Raw genomic sequence first — 17,353 nt, forward strand, 5'->3', positions numbered from 1 at the left:
GCTTGGCCCCTCACCCGCGCGCCAGGTGCGCGCGACCTCTCCCCGCAAAGGGCGGGGAGAGGTTAAAGAGAGCCTCAGCCGTTGAGCGCGGCTTTCACCAGACCGCTGGCCTTGCCGAAGTCCATCTGGCCGGCATATTTCGCTTTCAGCGCGGCGATCACCTTGCCCATGTCTTTCATGCCGGCCGCACCCGTCGCTGCGATCTCGGCTGCGATGGCGGACTTGGTCTCGTCCTCCGACATCTGCTGCGGCAGATAGGCGGAGATGATCGCGATTTCCTCGCGCTCCTGGGTCGCGAGCTCCGCGCGGCCGCCCTTGTCATAGAGCTCCACCGATTCCTGGCGCTGCTTGATCATCTTCTGCAGCAGGCTCAGCAGGTCGGCATCCGACAGCGGCGGCTTGCTCTGGCCGCGCGCTTCGATATCGGCATTCTTGATGGTCGAATTGACCATGCGAAGCGTCGAAAGCTTGCGCTCGTCCTTGGCCCGCATGGCGTCCTTGACGGCGTTGTTAATGTCATCGCGCAGCATCTGCGTCTCCTCTTGCGGCCGCCAATCGCAGCGCCGGAACTCGGTTGGCCCCGATCTAAGCGTTTTAAGGGGTATGCACAACTGCACCCGCCAATTCTCGGGGACGCCGCCCGGAGCTATTGCCCGAACCTACTGCCCAAACCTATTGCCGATGGCTGGAGCTGAAATCCTCCACGCCTGCAGATAGCGGCCCGGGCGCGCCGGCTCCAGCGACGTATGGCAGAACCATCAACGCCGATATGGTGGCCGGAATACCGGCATGGCCCCATAGCCGGGGCTGAACCTCGAAATCAAACCTGACGTGCCGCGGCTCGAGCATCGCGACCTTGCCCATCCACATCAGGCAATCGCTATCTGTCGCAAAGCACATCGAAGCCCACCCCTTCTGCAGCGTCGTCGCGCGCGGCATGCCCCAAGTGTACTGGAACTGGAACGGGCGGCTGTAGACGGGATGGTCAGGGCTGTAAAAGGCCGTCGCGAATGCCAGTCCGTCGTCGCCACTGATCCGTGGCATCGGCCGGCCTGTCATCTGGTGCCACCGGTCAGTCAGCTCTTGAGCGGCCAGCCGATAGTAAGTCCGCTCGTTAGGATTGATGCTGTTGCGGTAAATCGCATGGATCGGAGCAGCCACAACGGTTGCGATGATGGCGATGCCGGCAACGAACACCACCATATTGACCACATACAGGCGTTCGAGCGTGAAGCGGGCACCGCAGACGATCAAAACGGCAGGCAGGAACAAGCCCTGGAGCGCCCATAGCGAAGGCATGTCGGTGCCAAGCGTGACGGTTGTCATAACGGGCAGCAGCACGGTGCCGATAAACACCCAGAACAGCAGCAGCAATCCTGGACCCATCGCACGGAAATCGGCCGAAAAGTACTTCAGGCGCAGCTCGGCCGATAAAACCCAGACCATGGCCGGGAGCGCCAGCGTCGCCGCGAGACCGAGCAAAAACATGCTGGCTTCGATAAGTGACTGACCGAAGTCGATGCCGCCGTGAACCTGCATGGCATAGGTGAACGGCGCAGCACCGGTCGTCACGAGCCAATGGATGTGCGGCCCAAGGACAATGAGCCCGGCAAGTGTCGAGACCCACGGTGCCCAGGACCTGAAATAGACCGCCCGCTGCGGATGCACGATCGCTGCCAGCGCGAAGCTGGCGATCAGGAAGATCGAATAATATTTGCCGAGCATCGCCAGCGCGGACAGGACGCCGGCGGCGGCAGCCCAGCCGATAGCGCGCGTTTCAAAGGAGCGCAGGAAGCAGTAGGTCGCCAGCGGCCAGACCGCGAGCAGCACCGTGTTCGCGTTGAAGCGCTGGGCATGGAACTGGTAGGCCGGAAGCAGCATCAGCAGCAGCAGCACGACGGCTCGCGAATCGCCGCGCACGAAGCGGCGCGCAATCAGATCGACGGCCCAGAGCGCCACCGCGGCATTGGTCATCGACAGCAACTGGAACGACCAGTCGGTCAGCGGGAAAACCAGCGTCCACAGCCGCGCAACCCAGCCCATCAAGGGCGGATGTTTGGGATTACCCCATGCGAATTCGCGCCCAAGCGTCCAGGTTTCCAGCGCATCCGCATGTAGATCGCCGCTCTGATAGGCGATCACCAGAAACAGCAGCCAGATTCCCGCGAAGCCGACGATCAGCACAGGAATCGTCCAGCCCTTCTCGATCCCATCGAGGAAGGTCAGAAAAGGCCTGCGCCATCGCGCAGGCGCGACGGCCGAGCGCGCGGCCATCTTGGCGAAATAGTCCAACTGCACTGAAATATCCGGAAATACGGGAAGTCGTAGCTTGCTACCGGCGAAAGTGAGTTCCGGCAAGCATCCGTAATTATAATTAGTTGATTTTACATCTCATTCTGCAAATTACGCGCTATCGGCGTGCAGGTTTCGCCGGACAACCGGAACACCACAATTCTGCCAGATGAGATATTATTCCTTCATGAAGCTCTGTCCGGGCCCGTTGATCGGGCAAAGCGCCGATTGCTAACCTGCCAAGCCATGGTTGACGTGTGAATCCGGCCTTTCCGGCTTTGACGGCGGCGGATGCGCGGACTATGTAGTCCCCTCATGACCCCCTCAGAAACATCTTCAGCCTGGCCGGACCACAAACCGACCGCGCTCCTCGTGCTCGCCGATGGCACCGTGCTGGAGGGCTTCGGCCTCGGCGCGGAAGGCCAGGCCGTGGGCGAAGTCTGCTTCAACACGGCGATGACCGGTTATGAGGAAATCCTCACCGATCCATCCTATGCCGGGCAGCTGATCACCTTCACCTTCCCGCATATCGGCAATGTCGGCACCAACGACGAGGATATCGAGACGGTGAACATGGCGGCGACGCCAGGCGCCCGCGGCGTGATCCTGCGCTCAGCGATCACCGACCCGTCGAATTACCGCTCTTCCCGGCATCTCGACGCCTGGCTGAAGGCGCGCGGCATCATCGGCATTTCCGGCATCGACACCCGCGCCCTGACCGCGCTGATCCGCAACAAGGGCATGCCCAATGCGGTGCTTGTGCACGCGAAGGACGGCCAATTCGACCTGCATGGCCTGAAGGAAGAAGCACGCGAATGGCCGGGTCTCGAAGGCATGGACCTGGTGCCGATGGTGACGTCGGCCCAGCGCTTCACGTGGGACGAGACTCCCTGGGAATGGGAAAAGGGTTTCGGTCGCCAGACCAACCCTGAATTCAACGTCGTCGCCATCGATTACGGCATCAAGCGCAACATTCTGCGCCTGCTGGCCGGCGAAGGCTGCAAGGTCACGGTCGTTCCGGCCACGACCTCGGCAGAAGAGATCATGGCGCTGAAGCCGGACGGTGTGTTCCTGTCGAATGGCCCCGGCGATCCCGCCGAGACCGGCAAATATGCCGTGCCTGTCATCAAGCAGGTGATCGATTCCGGCGTGCCTACATTCGGCATCTGCCTCGGTCACCAGATGCTGGGCCTTGCGGTGGGCGCCAAGACCAAGAAGATGCATCAGGGCCATCACGGCGCCAATCATCCGGTCAAGGACGAGACCACCGGCAAGGTGGAAATTACCTCGATGAACCACGGCTTCGCGGTGGATGAAGCGACATTGCCGAAGGGCGCGACGCAGACCCATATCTCGCTGTTCGACGGATCCAATTGCGGCATCCAGCTCGACGGCAAGCCGGTATTCTCGGTGCAGTATCACCCGGAGGCTTCCCCCGGTCCGCGCGACTCGCACTATCTGTTCAAGCGGTTCGCGGATCTGATGCGGGCGAACAAGGCGCCGTAGCTCTCATGTCAGTTTGCGGAATTAAGATGTTATGGCCGGGATCACCCCGGCCATTTTCGTTTTGAACGCCGAAAAGATGACACGCGGCGCCACCTTTTGTATGATGCACGTCATTACAATTGCCGGGAATGATCCATGACCGACGCCCCCACGCCCCGCTACGACGTCGTCCCCACCAGCCTGATGGCCTCGATGCCCGGGCTCGATTTTGTGCGCAAGATCTTCTCCGGCGAGCTGCCGCAGCCGCCGATCATGGAGAATGTCGAGCCGTTCGACTCGACCGCACAACCCGGTGTTGTCGTGTTTCACAGCGTCCCCGGCTTCCGCCACTACAATCCGATCGGCTCGGTACATGGCGGCTACGCGGCGATCCTGCTGGATTCGGCGATGGGCCTCGCCGTGCACACCATGTTGCCTGTCGGCACCGGCTACACCACTCTGGAATTCAAGATCAGCTTCATCCGCGGGATGAGCAAGGATTCTGGCACCGTGCGCACCGAAGGCAAGACGCTGAATGTCGGCCGCCGCGCCGCAACGGCGGAAGCGCGCATCACGGATTCCAAGAGCCGGCTCATCGCCCATGCCACCACGACGTGTCTGGTGTTCGAGATACCGAAGGAAACGACCTGACCTGGAGCCCGCGGGCACGTACACAGACATTCGAAGCGTCACGGCCTGACAGCGGGAGTTTCGCTTGCCATGCCCCGCGCGCGCGACATCAGGTAGAGCTCAAGCTCGACCATCTCAGGCGCGTCGGCGCTGTAGGGTTGAGCGCGCACGCCGATCATGCAATTGCGCAGGCGGCGCTTGAGAGAGCCAAGCCCCTGCCACTCCAGCCGATAGACGGGATAGCCCGTCGGATGGGCCTGCGTGATCGCGGAGCCGGCGAGACGTTTGTCCCAGTTGTCGTCGTGACAGTTCGTGCATGCCAGATTCAACTGCCCCTGACGCCGCATGAAGGCATCGCGGCCTTTGTCAATGAATGCCTGCAGACGTGAATCGGCGCCCGTCTCGATCGGCATCCCCTGTGACTGCCGGCCGATCAATGCGGTCAGCGCCAGCAGATCGCGGCTTTCATCGGCGAGCGGCGGCAATTGTTGATGATCGACACGGCAGAGATTGACGCGCTGTTCGAGATCGACCGGGCGATTGAGCTTGTCATCGAATGCCGGGTACCGCACAGCGACGCCGCGCATGCTGCTGGCATCACCGTGGCAATCCGCGCAAGCACGGCCGGCGGCGGGCTTTCGGGTCCATAGCGCCTCGCCATCCAGCACCCCCAGCATGCCGGGATTGGCCGTGGCGTCGTTCTGCATGGCCTGGGTTTCGACGGACATGAAACTGGCACCGGAGCGTCGCTCGCCCGGCGCGATCTCCGCCGCCTCGATGAGCGACGTGAAGGCGACGGCTGCCAGCAACGACAGGCTGATATTTCGCAGTCGCCTCATGTGACCGTGATGCTGGCCGACGCGGTTTCCTGAAATCCGTTATCGCCGATCCACTGGAATTCGAATTTTCCGCTCTCGGTGGCGACCGTAAAGAAGGAGATGAAAGGATTGGCGGAGAACGCGGGAAACAGATCGGCCCGGAACACTTCCTCGCCATTATAGCGGCAGGTGAAATTGGTGATGATGTTGCGCGGGATAACCTCGCCGGTCACGGTATGGCGAAAGCCGGTCTCCATGATGTGGGACATCAGCGTCTTGATCTCGATGATGTCGCCACGCTTGACCGTAGACGGAACGTTGATCAGCGCGGACGCCATCAGGTTGCCTCCTCGGTACATGCGGCGAGCGTGACCACGACGTCGGCGGTCGCCGACCAGAACGAACCATCGGAGAGTTTCGCGATGGCCGTCAGTGTCTGCGTGTCGGCGAGCCGGATGCGCGTCGATATCTGCGCACGGCCTGCACGTGGGGAGATATAGAAATTACCGACATTGGGCTGCGGGTTCTTCTCGTTGAAAATGTGGATACTGACCACGTGATCCGCATCACTCATCGGACTCGTCACCGTGACCGTGAGCGGCACCGTGTTGCCGTTCTCGACCAGCGGCGGGACGTCGAGCTTCACTTTGCCGGGGCGCACGCCGGCGCCGTTGACGATATCGCGGATGGCCGCCTTCATGGTGTCCGGCGTCGCATGGGCCGGGCCGACATGCACGAGTGACACCGCGCCGAGCGCTGCGCCGCCGGCGGTCGCCAGGAACTGGCGACGCGTCGTTCGATCGGGCTCAGCCATGGATTGCTTTCGTCATGATGGGTTCTGCAGCGTTGTCAGGTAAGCGACGACGTCCTCGATTTGTTGCGCCGACAGGATCGGCTTGCCAAGCCATGCGTCACCGACACGCTGCAAGTCATCTACACGATAATAGGACGGCATGATGGTCGCGGCATTGAGGCGGGAGGCATCCACCAGCCGCAGCCGCAACTGGCCTTCCGACCACCGGCTTCCGGTGCCGGCAAGGCTTGGCGCAAGATCGCCCTGGAATCTCTGTTCGGTAAATGGACCGCTGTGACAGAGCAGACACGTATAGGTCCGGTTGACGACGATCGCCCTGCCCGCCGACGCGTCGCCAACCGCGCGCGCCAGGGGCAGCGGAATCGCATCGCCAACCACCGCATAAGGGACAAGTTCACCCGCGCGGACCGGAGCAGTCAGCAGCAGCGTCGTCGCCACGCTCGCCGTCAACAGCGTCGATGCGCGGCGGCGACTAACCAAAGACCTCTGCTCCGATCGTTTCGAACCAGGATCGCGCATAGATCGCTTCACGGGCCCGGACATCACGCGGCGCATCCAGCGGACTCGTACCGCCCGCGCCTTCGATATCCGCAAACAGGCCATTGCGGGGCTGATAGACGCCCGCGATGGAAATGCCGTAGTCGGGCGCGACTAGGCTGTAGCAAGTGTTGATCAGCTTCGGCGACGTCGGCGTCGCCCCCGCCAGCAACGCCACGATCGCGCCGGCACAGGTCTTCGCCTGCGCATTCGCCGAGAATGCGGATTTGGGCATGGCGCCGGCAATGCAGGCATCGCCGATCACATGGATGTTCGGCACCTGGGTTGATTCAAGGCTGACGGGATTGATCGGACACCAGCCGGATTTGTCGGTGACGCCGGCAATCTCCGCGATGCGTCCGGCGCGCTGCGGTGGAATGACATTGGCCACCTGAACGTGATGTGTCGCGAAATCGGTCACCAGCGTATTGGTCGCCGGATCGACCGACGTAACCTTGCCGCCCTGCGACAGCGCGACCCATTCGATCAATCCCGGATACAGCTCCTGCCACGCGGCCTGAAACAGCCGCTGCTTCGAAAACGCGTCTTTCGAGTCGAGAATGATCAGCTTCGACCGCGGCTTTCGGGTCTTGAGGTAATGCGCGATCAAGCTCGCGCGCTCATAGGGGCCCGGAGGACACCTGAAGGGGTTGGCGGGAACGACGATCGCAACCACGCCGCCATCGTCCATCGCTTCCAACTGGCGTCGCAGCAGCAGCGTCTGTTCGCCCGCCTTCCAGGCATGTGGCATGCGCGACGCTGCAGCCTCATCATAGCCCGCAAGCGCGTCGAAGCGCAGATCGATTCCGGGCGACAGAACCAGCCGGTCGTAGCGCAACGTCGATCCATCGGCGAGACCGATCGTGCGCGCCTGCGGGTCGATCGTCTGCGCCATTTGCACGACGACTTTGATGCCGGCGGTAGCGGTTTTCTCGTAGGTGAATTGCTGGGCCTCGATGGCGCGGTCACCGGCAATGACCTCGTTGCTGAACGGGCACGCGACATATTGGCGATCGGCCGTCACCAGCGTGACATCCAGCGACGGATCGAGCTGCCGCAGCGCGCGCGCGCAACTGGCGCCGCCGAAGCCGCCGCCGATCACGACGACGCGCGCGGGCGATTGCGCCAGGCTGGGCGATGCCAGCGCAAGGGACGCCGTCGCGGCAGCGGCAGCGCGAAGAAACTCCCGTCGTGAGGTATGATTCTTGTGGGTCATGCTATTTCTGCGTTGCCAGCCAGGCCGCAATCGACCCGATTTCGTCTTCGGAGAAGCCCTTGGCGATCCGCGTCATCACCGTGGCCGGCATCGATCCATTGCGAAAGGCCAGCAATGTGGAGCGCGTCGCATCGGCATCGCGCCCATAGATGTTCGGGATGACCTGCGATGTCGCCGCATGGCAGCCGGAGCACGACGCCGCGCCGGGCGGCAGCGCCGATGCCGCCCGGACCGGCGCCGCCGAGGCGACGATCAGCCCGATCGCAAGTGAGGTACGCAGTGCCTTCATGAGCGAAATCCAGTGATGGGCAGCAAGCATGGCGACGCGTCGGTTACGCAAAGATGATGTCGTGATTCTTCAGCGGCACGGAACGGATGCGCTTGCCGGTCGCGGCAAAATAGGCATTCAGCACGGCCGGCGCGGCCACGCAGATCGTCGGTTCGCCGACGCCGCCCCAGAAGCCGCCCGATGGCATCAGGATCGACTCGACCTTCGGCATCTCCTTCATGGTCATCGACTGATAGGTGTCGAAGTTTTCCTGCTCGATGCGACCACCCTTCACGGTGCACTCGCCATAGAACAGCGCCGACAGGCCATAGACGAACGAGCCGGCGATCTGGCGATCGATCTGCCAGGGATTCACCGCGTAACCCGGATCTGTGGCGGCAACGATGCGATGGATCTTGATCTTGTTGCCGCCCGTCACCGAAATTTCCGTCGCAGCCGCGACATAACTGCCGAAGCCCATATGCTGGCAGATGCCGCGGAACACGCCTTGCGGTGCCGGCGTCGTCCAGCCGATCCTCTCTGCGACGGCATTGAGCACCGCGAGATGCTTCGGATGCTTGGTCATCAGCTTGCGACGGAATTCGAGCGGGTCCTGACCGACCGAATGCGCGAGTTCGTCCATGAAGCTTTCGAGATAGATCGCATTCTGGTTGACGTTGACGCCGCGCCAGAAGCCCGGCGGCACATGCGGATTGCGCATGGAATGGTCGATCAGCAAATTCGGAACAGTGTAGCCGATCGCTGCCTCACCGCTGGCATTCAGACCTTGGAAAGTGACGGGATCCATCCCGTTCTGCATTCCCTCGGGACGCACGCTGGCCAGGATCGACTGGCCTGAGATCCGCATGTGCAAACCGATCAGATTGTTATCGGCATCGAAGGCGCCGACCAGCTTGCTTTGCGTAATGGGGTGATAGCGGCCGTGCAGCATGTCCTCTTCGCGCGACCACATCAGCTTGATCGGCGTGCCGGGCATCTGCTTGGCGATGGCCACCGCCTGACGGACGTAATCAGTCATGCCGCGCCGACCGAAGCCGCCGCCCGGCATGATCTTGTAAACCTCGCATTTGTCACTCGGCAGGCCTGACGCTTCGACTGCGGCCGCAAACACGGCTTCGCCATTCTGCGTCCCGGTCCAGACCTCGCACTTCTCTGGCGTATAGAGCACCGTCGCGTTCATCGGCTCCATGGTGGCGTGGTTCTGATAGGGATAGGCGTAGACCGCTTCCACCGTCTTCGCAGCACCCGCAAACGCTGCTTTGACATCGCCAGCCTTATTGCCGACAAAAGCGGGCTGCGCAGCGTCCAGGCCTTCCTGCAGCCACTTGGCGATGGACTCGCTGGACACGCTGGCGTTCTTGCCGTCGTCCCAGACGACCGGCATCGCTTCCAGCGCCGACTTGGCGTGCCACCACGTATCAGCGATCACAGCGACGGCGCTGTCGCCGACGCGCACAACCTTCTTGACGCCTTTCATGCCCAGGATCTTGCTGTCGTCGAAGCTCTTCAGCGTGCCGCCGAACACCGGGCAATCCTTGATCGCGGCATTGAGCATTCCCGGCAGCTTGATATCGGCGCCGTAGATCATCTTGCCGTTGGTCTTCTCGACCGTATCGAGCCGCTTCAGCGGTTTGCCGGCGATGGTCCAGTCCCTGGGATCCTTCAGCTTGACGTCGGCCGGCGGCTGCAGCTTAGCAGCCGCTTCCGCGACCTTGCCGTAAGTGATGGTGCGCCCCGACGGGACATGGGTGATGACGCCCTTGCTGGTGGCACATTCCGACACGGGCGCGGCCCACTCATCGGCTGCCGCCTGGATCAGCATCAGGCGCGCAGCCGCGCCGCCTTTGCGGACGTAATCATGCGAAGTGCGAACGCCGCGGCTGCCGCCGGTGGAAAAGTCCCCCCAGACGCGCTTGCGTGCGACACTTTGCCCGGGCGTAGGATATTCCGTCGTCACCTTGGACCAGTCGCATTCAAGTTCTTCAGCGACCAATTGCGCCAGCCCCGTGAGCGTTCCCTGCCCCATCTCGGACCGCGCGATACGCACGACAACGGTCTCATCAGGCCGGATCACCACCCAGGCATTGACCTCAGGCGTACCATCGGCCGCATAGACTGCGGTCGGCCCGCCAAAGGGAATACCGAGCGCGAGGCCACTGCCGATAGCAGCAGTTCCCAGGACAAACGAACGGCGATTGAGTTGCGGAGCATGACCCATGACCATCTTCCTCAAGCGCTTGCAGCGGCGTGAATCGCTTCACGGACCTGCTGGAACGTGCCGCAACGGCAGATATTGGTGATGGCGAGGTCGATATCCTCATCGGTCGGCTGCGGCACTGTCTCCAGCAGCGCTGCAACTGCCATGATCATGCCGCTCTGGCAGTAACCACATTGCGGCACATCATGATCGATCCAGGCCTGCTGCACCTTGTGCACGGCCCCCTCGGACGCAAGGCCCTCGATCGTCGTGATCTGCTTTCCGATCGCCTCACTGAGCGCCATGCTGCAGGAACGGACCTGCTGGCCATCGACATGAACGGTGCAGGCGCCGCATTGGGCGACGCCACATCCGTATTTTGTCCCTGTCAGCCCGGCATTCTCGCGGATCGCCCATAGCAACGGCGTGTCCGGTTCTGCATCGATCTCGTAGGTTCGTCCATTGATCGTGAGGCTTGCCATCGCATTTCCCCGGGTCGTGGCGCATATCGCCGTTGCAGCAACCCTCCCCTGAAACTGGAAGAATTCCAAATCAAATGTTTGGTGACTGCGGCGCCCGAAGATTCCAGCGATGTCCCTGCCTTGCGGACGTCACAGTTACGTCACGCGGGATTTTCTGTTTGCTGACGCTCTATCACCGCGGGTCGAACACAATGCGATCATGCAAGGAAACCGCCTGAGATTGCCATTGGCAAAACCGGGCACCGCCGTGTGCAGAACATCGCCGATTCGCTGTCGCGATTTACTTGGTGAGAGTTGCGTGGAACACGGGATGATAGCCGTGCGCCGCTCGACGCGCTGTGGCCGGGTTGGTAAGCCCTCTCTACAAGGAGACCTGAGTCGAGACATGACCGTTGCGATCGAGATGGGGCATACGACGTCAGGCGCCCCGGCGGCTCTGGACCTTGAGGAACTGCTGGCGACGCGTCTGCTCGTACAGGGCAATTCGGGTTCCGGAAAATCGCATCTGCTGCGCCGGCTGCTCGAACAGAGCGCCCCATGGGTGCAACAAACCATCATCGACCCTGAAGGCGATTTCGTCTCGCTGGCGGAGCGATTCGGTCATCTGGTGATCGATGCCGAGGCGCATACCGAACGCGGGTTGCAGGTGGCCGGCGAGCGCGCGCGCATGCACCGCGTCTCCACAGTGCTCAATCTCGAAGGGCTGGATGCCGAGAATCAAATGCGCCGCGCCGCCGCCTTTCTGGGCGGGCTGTTCGACGCGCCTCGCGACCATTGGTATCCGATGCTCGTGGTGGTGGACGAGGCACAGCTGTTCGCCCCGGCCGTTGCCGGCGAGGTGTCCGACGAAGCGCGCAAACTATCGCTCGGCGCCATGACCAACCTGATGTGCCGCGGCCGCAAACGTGGCCTTGCCGGCGTCATCGCGACACAGCGACTGGCGAAGCTCGCCAAGAATGTCGCGGCCGAAGCATCGAATTTCCTGATGGGCCGCACCTTCCTCGATATCGATATGGCACGCGCCGCCGATCTTCTCGGCATGGAGCGACGGCAGGCCGAATCCTTCCGCGACCTCGAGCGCGGCCAGTTCATGGCGCTGGGTCCCGCCCTCTCCCGTCGTCCGCTGGGCCTGCGCATCGGTGTCACCGAAACAAGTCCGCGCAATGCGACCCCACGCCTGATGCCGCTGCCGGAAGCGACACTCGACGACGTCCGCGCCACGATTCTCGCAGCGCCCCCGCCGGAGCCGGTCCGGCCGCAGCGCCGCGCACCGTCATCGCCGGATCTGCTTGGCCAGCTCATGGCGGCGAAGTCCGCAGCGCTGGAAATTCGGCCGGACGTGGCGGAGACGCCGATCAGCGCCGAGGAATTGGCCGCGCGGCGAGAGCGCGTCGACCGCGTGTTGCAGGCCTTGATGGCCGAGCCCGATGCAGGCTTCCGGGTGGTTGGCGTGCTCTATCAGGAATTCGTGGTCCGCTGCCGCATCGAGGGGCTTGGCGCTGCCGTGCCGGACCTCGACGACTTCCGCCGCATGCTGACGCGCGCCCGCGCCGGGCTCGGCTCCGACATTACAGAAGATGACGGGTGGCAGGACGTCTCGGTCCGCGCCTCGATCCTGCCGGAAGATATGCAGGGCGTTTTCATGATGATCGCCCGCGCCGCCAAGGAAGGCTGGCCCTGCCCGAGCAATGCCGCGATCGCCCGCGCCTACGGCTCGCATTCGCTACGCCGCGCACAGCGCCTGCTGAACTATATCGAGGAGCAAGGCCTCATCGTCTGCCAGCTCGATGGCGCCGGTCGGCGCATCGTGACGCTCGTCGAACTGGCCTGGGCTACGGCGCCCGGCGATCCCAATGCCGAGGAAGCTGCGGCCGAGCAGGCCTGAGCCGTTTCAGTCCGCCGAGAAGCCGAACGGAACGTTCAGCGTCCTAAAATCATCGGGCAACAACTCGCGCCCGATTGGAAGCGCCGAGCGAGCCGCGCAGCGCGGACGATGACAGACGCGGCATGCAACGCCGATCGGTGTGGGTGCTTCCGCACGCGGCGCCGATGCATCGCGCGTATAGATCAACTGCCCCGCATGTTCGGCTGCGCAACCGATCGCGATGGCGCGCTCGACGCGTTGTGCGCCGTAACCACCACCGCCAGCCGTGACGGTGCGGGCGATCGAAAAGAAGCGCTGCCCATCCGGCAATTCCAGCCACTGCGTGACGATCTGGCGCGGCGTTTTGAAAACGTCATGCACTGACCACAGCGGGCACGCGCCGCCGTGCTTGGCAAATGGAAAGCCGGCGCCGTCGAGCAGCTTTGAGATGTTGCCAGCGGGGTCGACGCGGATCAGGAAGAACGGGACTTTCTCGGCGCCCGGCCGCTGCAAGGTCGTGATGCGATGCGCGGTCTGTTCGAAGCTGGCACCGAATTGGCGCGCCAGTGCTTCGAGATCGTAGCGACGGGTCTCGGCGGCGCGCGCGAAAGCCGCATAGGGCATGATCAGCGCCGCAGCGGCGTAACCCGCGAGCGCCCGGCGCGCCAGCAGTTCAGCGCTCTTGGTGGTGAACTGGCCGTCTTCGAGTGCGGTGCCGATCTCGTTTTCCATTTCGAGATAGGCGAGTTGCTGCGCCAACTGGAAATGGAGGCTTGCGGTATCGAGCGAATCCTCAAGTAGCAATTGCTTGCGATGCAGATCCAGTCGCCTGACCGAGCCGAGCATGACGTCCGGCGGTAGATAGCGCACTTGCAGCTTATGCCGGGTCTTGAGACGCTCGACGAAACCGCTCGGCCCCGACGTCGCCTGCACAAGACGTTCGGCCACGTCGTCGATCACAGCGAAATTGTTGCGGCGAGCTGCCAGAAACCGCCTGACCTCGGCCACGGGATCGTTGGCATCATAGCCCTCGCTATCCGAAGACGACGCGCCACCGGTGAGCGCCGGTGCGCGCCGATCCGCCAGCGCGAGCTGCTCCTCGCGATAGGCGGTGTAGAGGCGCAGGAACGCCTCGGCCATGCCGGGATAGCTCACCGCGAGATCGCTGATTTCGAGCGCGGGGATATCGATGTCCGAGAACATCGGCTCTTTCAGGATCGACTGCATCCGCGCCGTATTGTCGGCACCGCCATCGCCAGCCAGATCGGCGAGATCGATCGTGTAGGTGCGCGCCAACCGAAGCAGCATGTCGGCCGTCATCGGCCGCTGGTTGCGCTCCAGCAAAGCGACATAAGGGGCCGAAATTTCCAGATCGGCCGCCATATCGGCCTGGGTCAGGCCCAGATCGCGCCGAAGCCGCCGGATTCGCGGCCCCATGAACACCGAACGACCTGCCGAGGCGGCCATCGCACACTCCAATACCTTGTAACTACTTTACAGCCTTACACGTTCAGTTTGTAAAGTATGACAAGTTATCTGCGTTCCGTCTAGCGGCTGGCGATCCCGCGATTACAACCAAGGACAGGTTTTCGTCAGCCAAAGGGATCGAGACAATGAACTTCCAGCCACGCGGGATCAGCAACCAGACCATCCTCGGCACCGGCTCCTATCGGAGCGAAGTCGAGGCGGCGTCGGCGCTGCTCAAGACCAAGGACACCTGGAACGGCGTGACCGCCGAAGCGGTCGCACGCATGCGCCTGCAGAACCGCTTCAAGACCGGTCTCGACGTTGCACGCTACACGGCATCGCTGATGCGTGCCGACATGGCCGCCTATGATGCAGACACCACCAAGTACACCCAGTCGCTCGGCTGCTGGCACGGCTTTATCGCGCAGCAGAAGCTGATCTCGGTCAAGAAGCATTTCGGCACCACCGACCGCACCTACCTGTACCTCTCGGGCTGGATGATCGCGGCGCTGCGCTCGGAATTCGGCCCGCTGCCGGATCAGTCGATGCACGAGAAGACTTCGGTCCCGGCTCTGATCGAGGAGCTCTACACCTTCCTTCGTCAGGCTGACTCGCGCGAGCTCAACGACATCTTCCGCAGCCTCGACGCCGCTCGTAAGGCTGGCGACAAGGCAAAGGAAGAAGAACTGATCAACAAGATCGACAACTTCCAGACCCACGTCGTTCCCGTCATCGCCGATATCGATGCCGGCTTCGGCAACGCGGAAGCGACCTATCTGCTCGCCAAGAAGATGATCGAAGCCGGCGCCTGTGCGCTGCAGATCGAGAACCAGGTCTCGGACGAGAAGCAGTGCGGCCATCAGGACGGCAAGGTCACCGTGCCGCATGAAGTCTTCCTCGCGAAGATCCGCGCCTGCCGTCACGCCTTCCTCGAAATGGGCGTCGAAGACGGCATCATCGTCACCCGCACCGACTCGCTCGGCGCTGGCCTGACGCAGCAGATCGCTGTCAGCCACAAGCCGGGTGACATCGGCGACCAGTACAACAGCTTCCTGGATTGCGAAGAAATCGATGCTTCAAAGATCGGCAACGGCGACGTCGTCATTACGCGTAATGGAAAGCTGATGCGCCCGAAGCGTTTGGCCAGCAATCTGTACCAGTTCCGCGAAGGCACCGGTCAGGACCGCTGCGTCCTCGACTGCATCACCTCGCTGCAGAACGGCGCCGACCTGCTGTGGATCGAAACCGAGAAGCCGAACATCGAGCAGATCGCCAAGATGGTTGATCGCGTTCGTGAGGTGATCCCGAATGCGAAGCTAGCCTACAACAACTCGCCGTCGTTCAACTGGACGCTGAACTTCCGTTGGCAGGTCTATGACGCGATGAAGGAAGCCGGCAAGGATGTCAGCAAGTACAACCGCGCCGAGCTGATGAAGGTGGAGTACGACAGCACGCCGCTGGCGGTCGAAGCCGACGAACTCATCCGAACATTCCAGGCTGATTCAGCCAAGCGTGCCGGCATCTTCCATCACCTGATCACGCTGCCGACCTATCACACGGCTGCGCTGTCCACCGACAACCTCGCCAGGGAGTATTTCGGCGAACAGGGCATGCTGGGCTACGTCAAGAACGTCCAGCGCGCGGAAATCCGTCAAGGCATCGCCTGCGCGAAGCATCAGAACATGGCTGGTTCGGACATCGGCGACGAGCACAAGGAATACTTCGCCGGTGAAGCAGCCCTGAAGGCGGGCGGCGCGCACAACACGATGAACCAGTTCGGCTAGTCGTTACGGTTCAGCTCATCGCAAAGTCAGCCTGGGGTCCTGTCAGACCTCAGGCTGATTTCGTTGTCGGCTCTCAAATGCCGAAGGACTGCCTCGCCGACAGACAAGGCGCCGGCCTCCATTCCGCTTATCCCTGTCGGCGCAGGAAGCCGGTAATCGTGACCGTCTGCCAGATGCCGGCGGCAAAGAACGGATCGGCATGATGAAATCTTTCGACCGCCGCGCGGTCGGCGGCCTCGACGAGAAACAGACTGCCAATCATGGTCTGGCCGTCATCGGCTGTCAGCGGACCGGACATCACGATCGTCACGTCATAGGCCGAGGTGTCGGACAAAAAGGCCTTGTGAGCCTCGTAGTGAGACAAGCGTTTGTCGAGCGCCCCGGCATGATCGACGGCATGGATGGCAAACAGCATGCGTAGCTCCTGGAAGACAGAAGACGGCCGCCGACCTGCGACGACCGCCTGAAGTGTCGAAGATACTACTTGGTGCCGAGCTTAGCAGCCTCGTCCCAGCTCGGGCAGGTCCGCGATTCCAGCGGCACGTCGTAGGGCTGATAGTTCTCCTTGCCAATCACCGTGGGCTTGAGAACGATCTCGGTGATCACCGGCTCGTTACGCAGCGAACGAATGGCGATCATCATGCCGAGGCATCCCTGCATGAAGCCATTGTAGTCGCCGCTCGCCAGCAACTTCCCGCTCTTGATCGCGTCGATCGCCTCCTTGGTGCCATTGACGCCGATGACCTGGGCCTTGCGATTGGCACCGTCGAGCGCCTCGATCGCGCCGATCGCCATTGCGTCGTTGGCGGCCAATACGCCGTCGATCTGGGTATTCGACTGCATGAGATTCTCCATGACCTGAAGCGCCTGCAGCCGCTGATAGTTGCCCGGCTGCGACGCAAGCAGCTTGGCGCCCGGGTTTTCCTTCAAGGCATCGTTGAAGCCGCGGACGCGGTCGATGCTCGTCAAGGATCCTTTGACGCCCTCAATGATCACAAAGTTGCCCTTGCCGCCCAGCGTCTTCAGCAGATAGCGCCCGGTCTCCAGACCCAGACTGTAGTCATCGGCGCCGACAAAGGCGACAAACTTGCCGCCGGCGGAACGATCCGTCACGTTCACAACCGGGATCTTTGCGTCATTGATCTTCTCGACGCCGGGGACCATCGCCTTGTAGTCGACCGGGATGAAGACGATCGCCGACGGCTTCTTCACCACCACGTCCTCAATCTGGCTGAGCTGCTCCGGAATGCTGTCCGGCTTTGTGGGGATGTAATGCAGCGTCTTTGCCTTCATCGCCTTGGCGGCTGCGTCGGACCCAACTCGTACTGTCTGGAAGTACGGATTGGTCTGGTTTTTTGTAAACACCGCGATCGTCTCGCCGTCAGCGAACGCGTGGGATGAGAGTGATGTCGTCAGAAGCAGTGCAGCAAGCGCGCCATAGGCCTTCTTCATAGTCGTTCCCTCCGTTTGTTTTTTAA

General features: G+C 62.3%; 17 protein-coding genes. 4 read left to right on the forward strand and 13 right to left on the reverse strand.

The window, feature by feature from the left end; all coding sequences use genetic code 11:
- Positions 1–74: 74 nt before the first annotated feature.
- Positions 75–530, reverse strand: a complete 456-nt coding sequence (locus AB8B20_RS12170) for a GatB/YqeY domain-containing protein (protein ID WP_089265497.1) — start codon at positions 528–530, stop codon at positions 75–77.
- A gap of 142 nt (positions 531–672) precedes the next feature.
- Positions 673–2,298, reverse strand: coding sequence for a glycosyltransferase family 39 protein (locus AB8B20_RS12175; RefSeq protein WP_439072742.1), 1,626 nt, complete (start codon positions 2,296–2,298; stop codon positions 673–675).
- Positions 2,299–2,607: 309 nt separating this feature from the next.
- Between AB8B20_RS12175 and carA the strand changes: the two genes are divergently transcribed.
- Both carA and AB8B20_RS12185 read left to right on the forward strand, forming a co-directional pair.
- Positions 2,608–3,798 carry a glutamine-hydrolyzing carbamoyl-phosphate synthase small subunit gene (carA, locus tag AB8B20_RS12180; RefSeq protein WP_315843354.1) on the forward strand — a complete coding sequence of 397 codons (1,191 nt, stop codon included), beginning with the start codon at positions 2,608–2,610 and terminating at the stop codon, positions 3,796–3,798.
- A 135-nt stretch (positions 3,799–3,933) separates the two neighbouring features.
- Positions 3,934–4,428, forward strand: a complete 495-nt coding sequence (locus AB8B20_RS12185) for a PaaI family thioesterase (protein ID WP_439072743.1) — start codon at positions 3,934–3,936, stop codon at positions 4,426–4,428.
- Positions 4,429–4,466: 38 nt separating this feature from the next.
- Here AB8B20_RS12185 and soxA read toward each other — a convergent pair whose 3' ends face one another.
- From soxA to AB8B20_RS12225, 8 genes are read right to left on the reverse strand one after another with little or no spacing between them, the layout of a single operon-like run.
- A complete protein-coding gene (gene soxA / locus AB8B20_RS12190) occupies positions 4,467–5,246 on the reverse strand; it encodes a sulfur oxidation c-type cytochrome SoxA (protein ID WP_439072744.1) in 780 nt (259 codons plus the stop codon).
- Positions 5,243–5,563, reverse strand: a complete 321-nt coding sequence (gene soxZ, locus AB8B20_RS12195; protein WP_439072745.1) for a thiosulfate oxidation carrier complex protein SoxZ — start codon at positions 5,561–5,563, stop codon at positions 5,243–5,245. Before soxZ ends, soxA begins: the two co-directional genes overlap by 4 nt.
- Positions 5,563–6,039 carry a SoxY-related AACIE arm protein gene (locus AB8B20_RS12200; protein ID WP_439072746.1) on the reverse strand — a complete coding sequence of 159 codons (477 nt, stop codon included), beginning with the start codon at positions 6,037–6,039 and terminating at the stop codon, positions 5,563–5,565. The genes soxZ and AB8B20_RS12200 overlap by 1 nt, the downstream gene beginning before the upstream one ends.
- A gap of 12 nt (positions 6,040–6,051) precedes the next feature.
- Positions 6,052–6,519 (reverse strand): sulfur oxidation c-type cytochrome SoxX, encoded by a 468-nt coding sequence (gene soxX / locus AB8B20_RS12205; protein ID WP_439072747.1) that lies wholly within the window; start codon positions 6,517–6,519, stop codon positions 6,052–6,054.
- Complete coding sequence (locus AB8B20_RS12210) at positions 6,512–7,792, reverse strand: FCSD flavin-binding domain-containing protein (RefSeq protein ID WP_439072748.1); 1,281 nt, start codon at positions 7,790–7,792, stop codon at positions 6,512–6,514. The genes soxX and AB8B20_RS12210 overlap by 8 nt, the downstream gene beginning before the upstream one ends.
- Before the next feature lies 1 nt (position 7,793).
- Positions 7,794–8,081 carry a c-type cytochrome gene (locus tag AB8B20_RS12215; protein ID WP_439072749.1) on the reverse strand — a complete coding sequence of 96 codons (288 nt, stop codon included), beginning with the start codon at positions 8,079–8,081 and terminating at the stop codon, positions 7,794–7,796.
- Between the two features lie 43 nt (positions 8,082–8,124).
- Positions 8,125–10,299, reverse strand: coding sequence for a molybdopterin cofactor-binding domain-containing protein (locus AB8B20_RS12220; RefSeq protein ID WP_439072750.1), 2,175 nt, complete (start codon positions 10,297–10,299; stop codon positions 8,125–8,127).
- Positions 10,300–10,310: 11 nt separating this feature from the next.
- A complete protein-coding gene (locus AB8B20_RS12225; protein WP_093756882.1) occupies positions 10,311–10,760 on the reverse strand; it encodes a (2Fe-2S)-binding protein in 450 nt (149 codons plus the stop codon).
- Positions 10,761–11,145: 385 nt separating this feature from the next.
- Here AB8B20_RS12225 and AB8B20_RS12230 point away from each other — a divergent pair, with 385 nt between their 5' ends.
- The gene (locus AB8B20_RS12230) at positions 11,146–12,645 is read left to right on the forward strand and encodes a helicase HerA domain-containing protein (RefSeq protein WP_439072751.1); all 1,500 of its coding nucleotides are present in this window, start codon (positions 11,146–11,148) and stop codon (positions 12,643–12,645) included.
- 6 nt (positions 12,646–12,651) lie between these two features.
- Here the strand turns inward: AB8B20_RS12230 and AB8B20_RS12235 are convergent, their stop codons facing one another.
- The gene (locus AB8B20_RS12235) at positions 12,652–14,091 is read right to left on the reverse strand and encodes a helix-turn-helix domain-containing protein (RefSeq protein WP_439072752.1); all 1,440 of its coding nucleotides are present in this window, start codon (positions 14,089–14,091) and stop codon (positions 12,652–12,654) included.
- Between the two features lie 146 nt (positions 14,092–14,237).
- Between AB8B20_RS12235 and AB8B20_RS12240 the strand changes: the two genes are divergently transcribed.
- Positions 14,238–15,875, forward strand: a complete 1,638-nt coding sequence (locus AB8B20_RS12240) for an isocitrate lyase (RefSeq protein ID WP_093756885.1) — start codon at positions 14,238–14,240, stop codon at positions 15,873–15,875.
- Between the two features lie 127 nt (positions 15,876–16,002).
- Here AB8B20_RS12240 and AB8B20_RS12245 read toward each other — a convergent pair whose 3' ends face one another.
- The gene (locus AB8B20_RS12245) at positions 16,003–16,290 is read right to left on the reverse strand and encodes a YciI family protein (RefSeq protein ID WP_089265505.1); all 288 of its coding nucleotides are present in this window, start codon (positions 16,288–16,290) and stop codon (positions 16,003–16,005) included.
- Between the two features lie 65 nt (positions 16,291–16,355).
- The gene (locus tag AB8B20_RS12250; protein WP_120293316.1) at positions 16,356–17,327 is read right to left on the reverse strand and encodes a sugar ABC transporter substrate-binding protein; all 972 of its coding nucleotides are present in this window, start codon (positions 17,325–17,327) and stop codon (positions 16,356–16,358) included.
- Positions 17,328–17,353: the final 26 nt, after the last annotated feature.

Origin of the sequence: Tardiphaga sp. 866_E4_N1_4 (assembly GCF_052076075.1) — a bacterium.
In the GTDB taxonomy this organism is placed as follows: domain Bacteria; phylum Pseudomonadota; class Alphaproteobacteria; order Rhizobiales; family Xanthobacteraceae; genus Tardiphaga; species Tardiphaga robiniae.

Excerpts from the sequence above, each read along its gene's own strand:
- AB8B20_RS12250 (WP_120293316.1), bottom strand. The coding sequence starts at position 17,327 with ATGAAGAAGGCCTATGGCGCGCTTGCTGCACTGCTTCTGACGACATCA.
- AB8B20_RS12220 (WP_439072750.1), bottom strand. The coding sequence starts at position 10,299 with ATGGGTCATGCTCCGCAACTCAATCGCCGTTCGTTTGTCCTGGGAACT.
- AB8B20_RS12240 (WP_093756885.1), top strand. The coding sequence starts at position 14,238 with ATGAACTTCCAGCCACGCGGGATCAGCAACCAGACCATCCTCGGCACC.
- AB8B20_RS12235 (WP_439072752.1), bottom strand. The coding sequence starts at position 14,091 with ATGGCCGCCTCGGCAGGTCGTTCGGTGTTCATGGGGCCGCGAATCCGG.
- AB8B20_RS12215 (WP_439072749.1), bottom strand. The coding sequence starts at position 8,081 with ATGAAGGCACTGCGTACCTCACTTGCGATCGGGCTGATCGTCGCCTCG.
- AB8B20_RS12225 (WP_093756882.1), bottom strand. The coding sequence starts at position 10,760 with ATGGCAAGCCTCACGATCAATGGACGAACCTACGAGATCGATGCAGAA.
- soxA (WP_439072744.1), bottom strand. The coding sequence starts at position 5,246 with ATGAGGCGACTGCGAAATATCAGCCTGTCGTTGCTGGCAGCCGTCGCC.
- AB8B20_RS12230 (WP_439072751.1), top strand. The coding sequence starts at position 11,146 with ATGACCGTTGCGATCGAGATGGGGCATACGACGTCAGGCGCCCCGGCG.
- AB8B20_RS12185 (WP_439072743.1), top strand. The coding sequence starts at position 3,934 with ATGACCGACGCCCCCACGCCCCGCTACGACGTCGTCCCCACCAGCCTG.
- carA (WP_315843354.1), top strand. The coding sequence starts at position 2,608 with ATGACCCCCTCAGAAACATCTTCAGCCTGGCCGGACCACAAACCGACC.
- AB8B20_RS12245 (WP_089265505.1), bottom strand. The coding sequence starts at position 16,290 with ATGCTGTTTGCCATCCATGCCGTCGATCATGCCGGGGCGCTCGACAAA.
- soxZ (WP_439072745.1), bottom strand. The coding sequence starts at position 5,563 with ATGGCGTCCGCGCTGATCAACGTTCCGTCTACGGTCAAGCGTGGCGAC.
- AB8B20_RS12170 (WP_089265497.1), bottom strand. The coding sequence starts at position 530 with ATGCTGCGCGATGACATTAACAACGCCGTCAAGGACGCCATGCGGGCC.
- AB8B20_RS12200 (WP_439072746.1), bottom strand. The coding sequence starts at position 6,039 with ATGGCTGAGCCCGATCGAACGACGCGTCGCCAGTTCCTGGCGACCGCC.
- AB8B20_RS12210 (WP_439072748.1), bottom strand. The coding sequence starts at position 7,792 with ATGACCCACAAGAATCATACCTCACGACGGGAGTTTCTTCGCGCTGCC.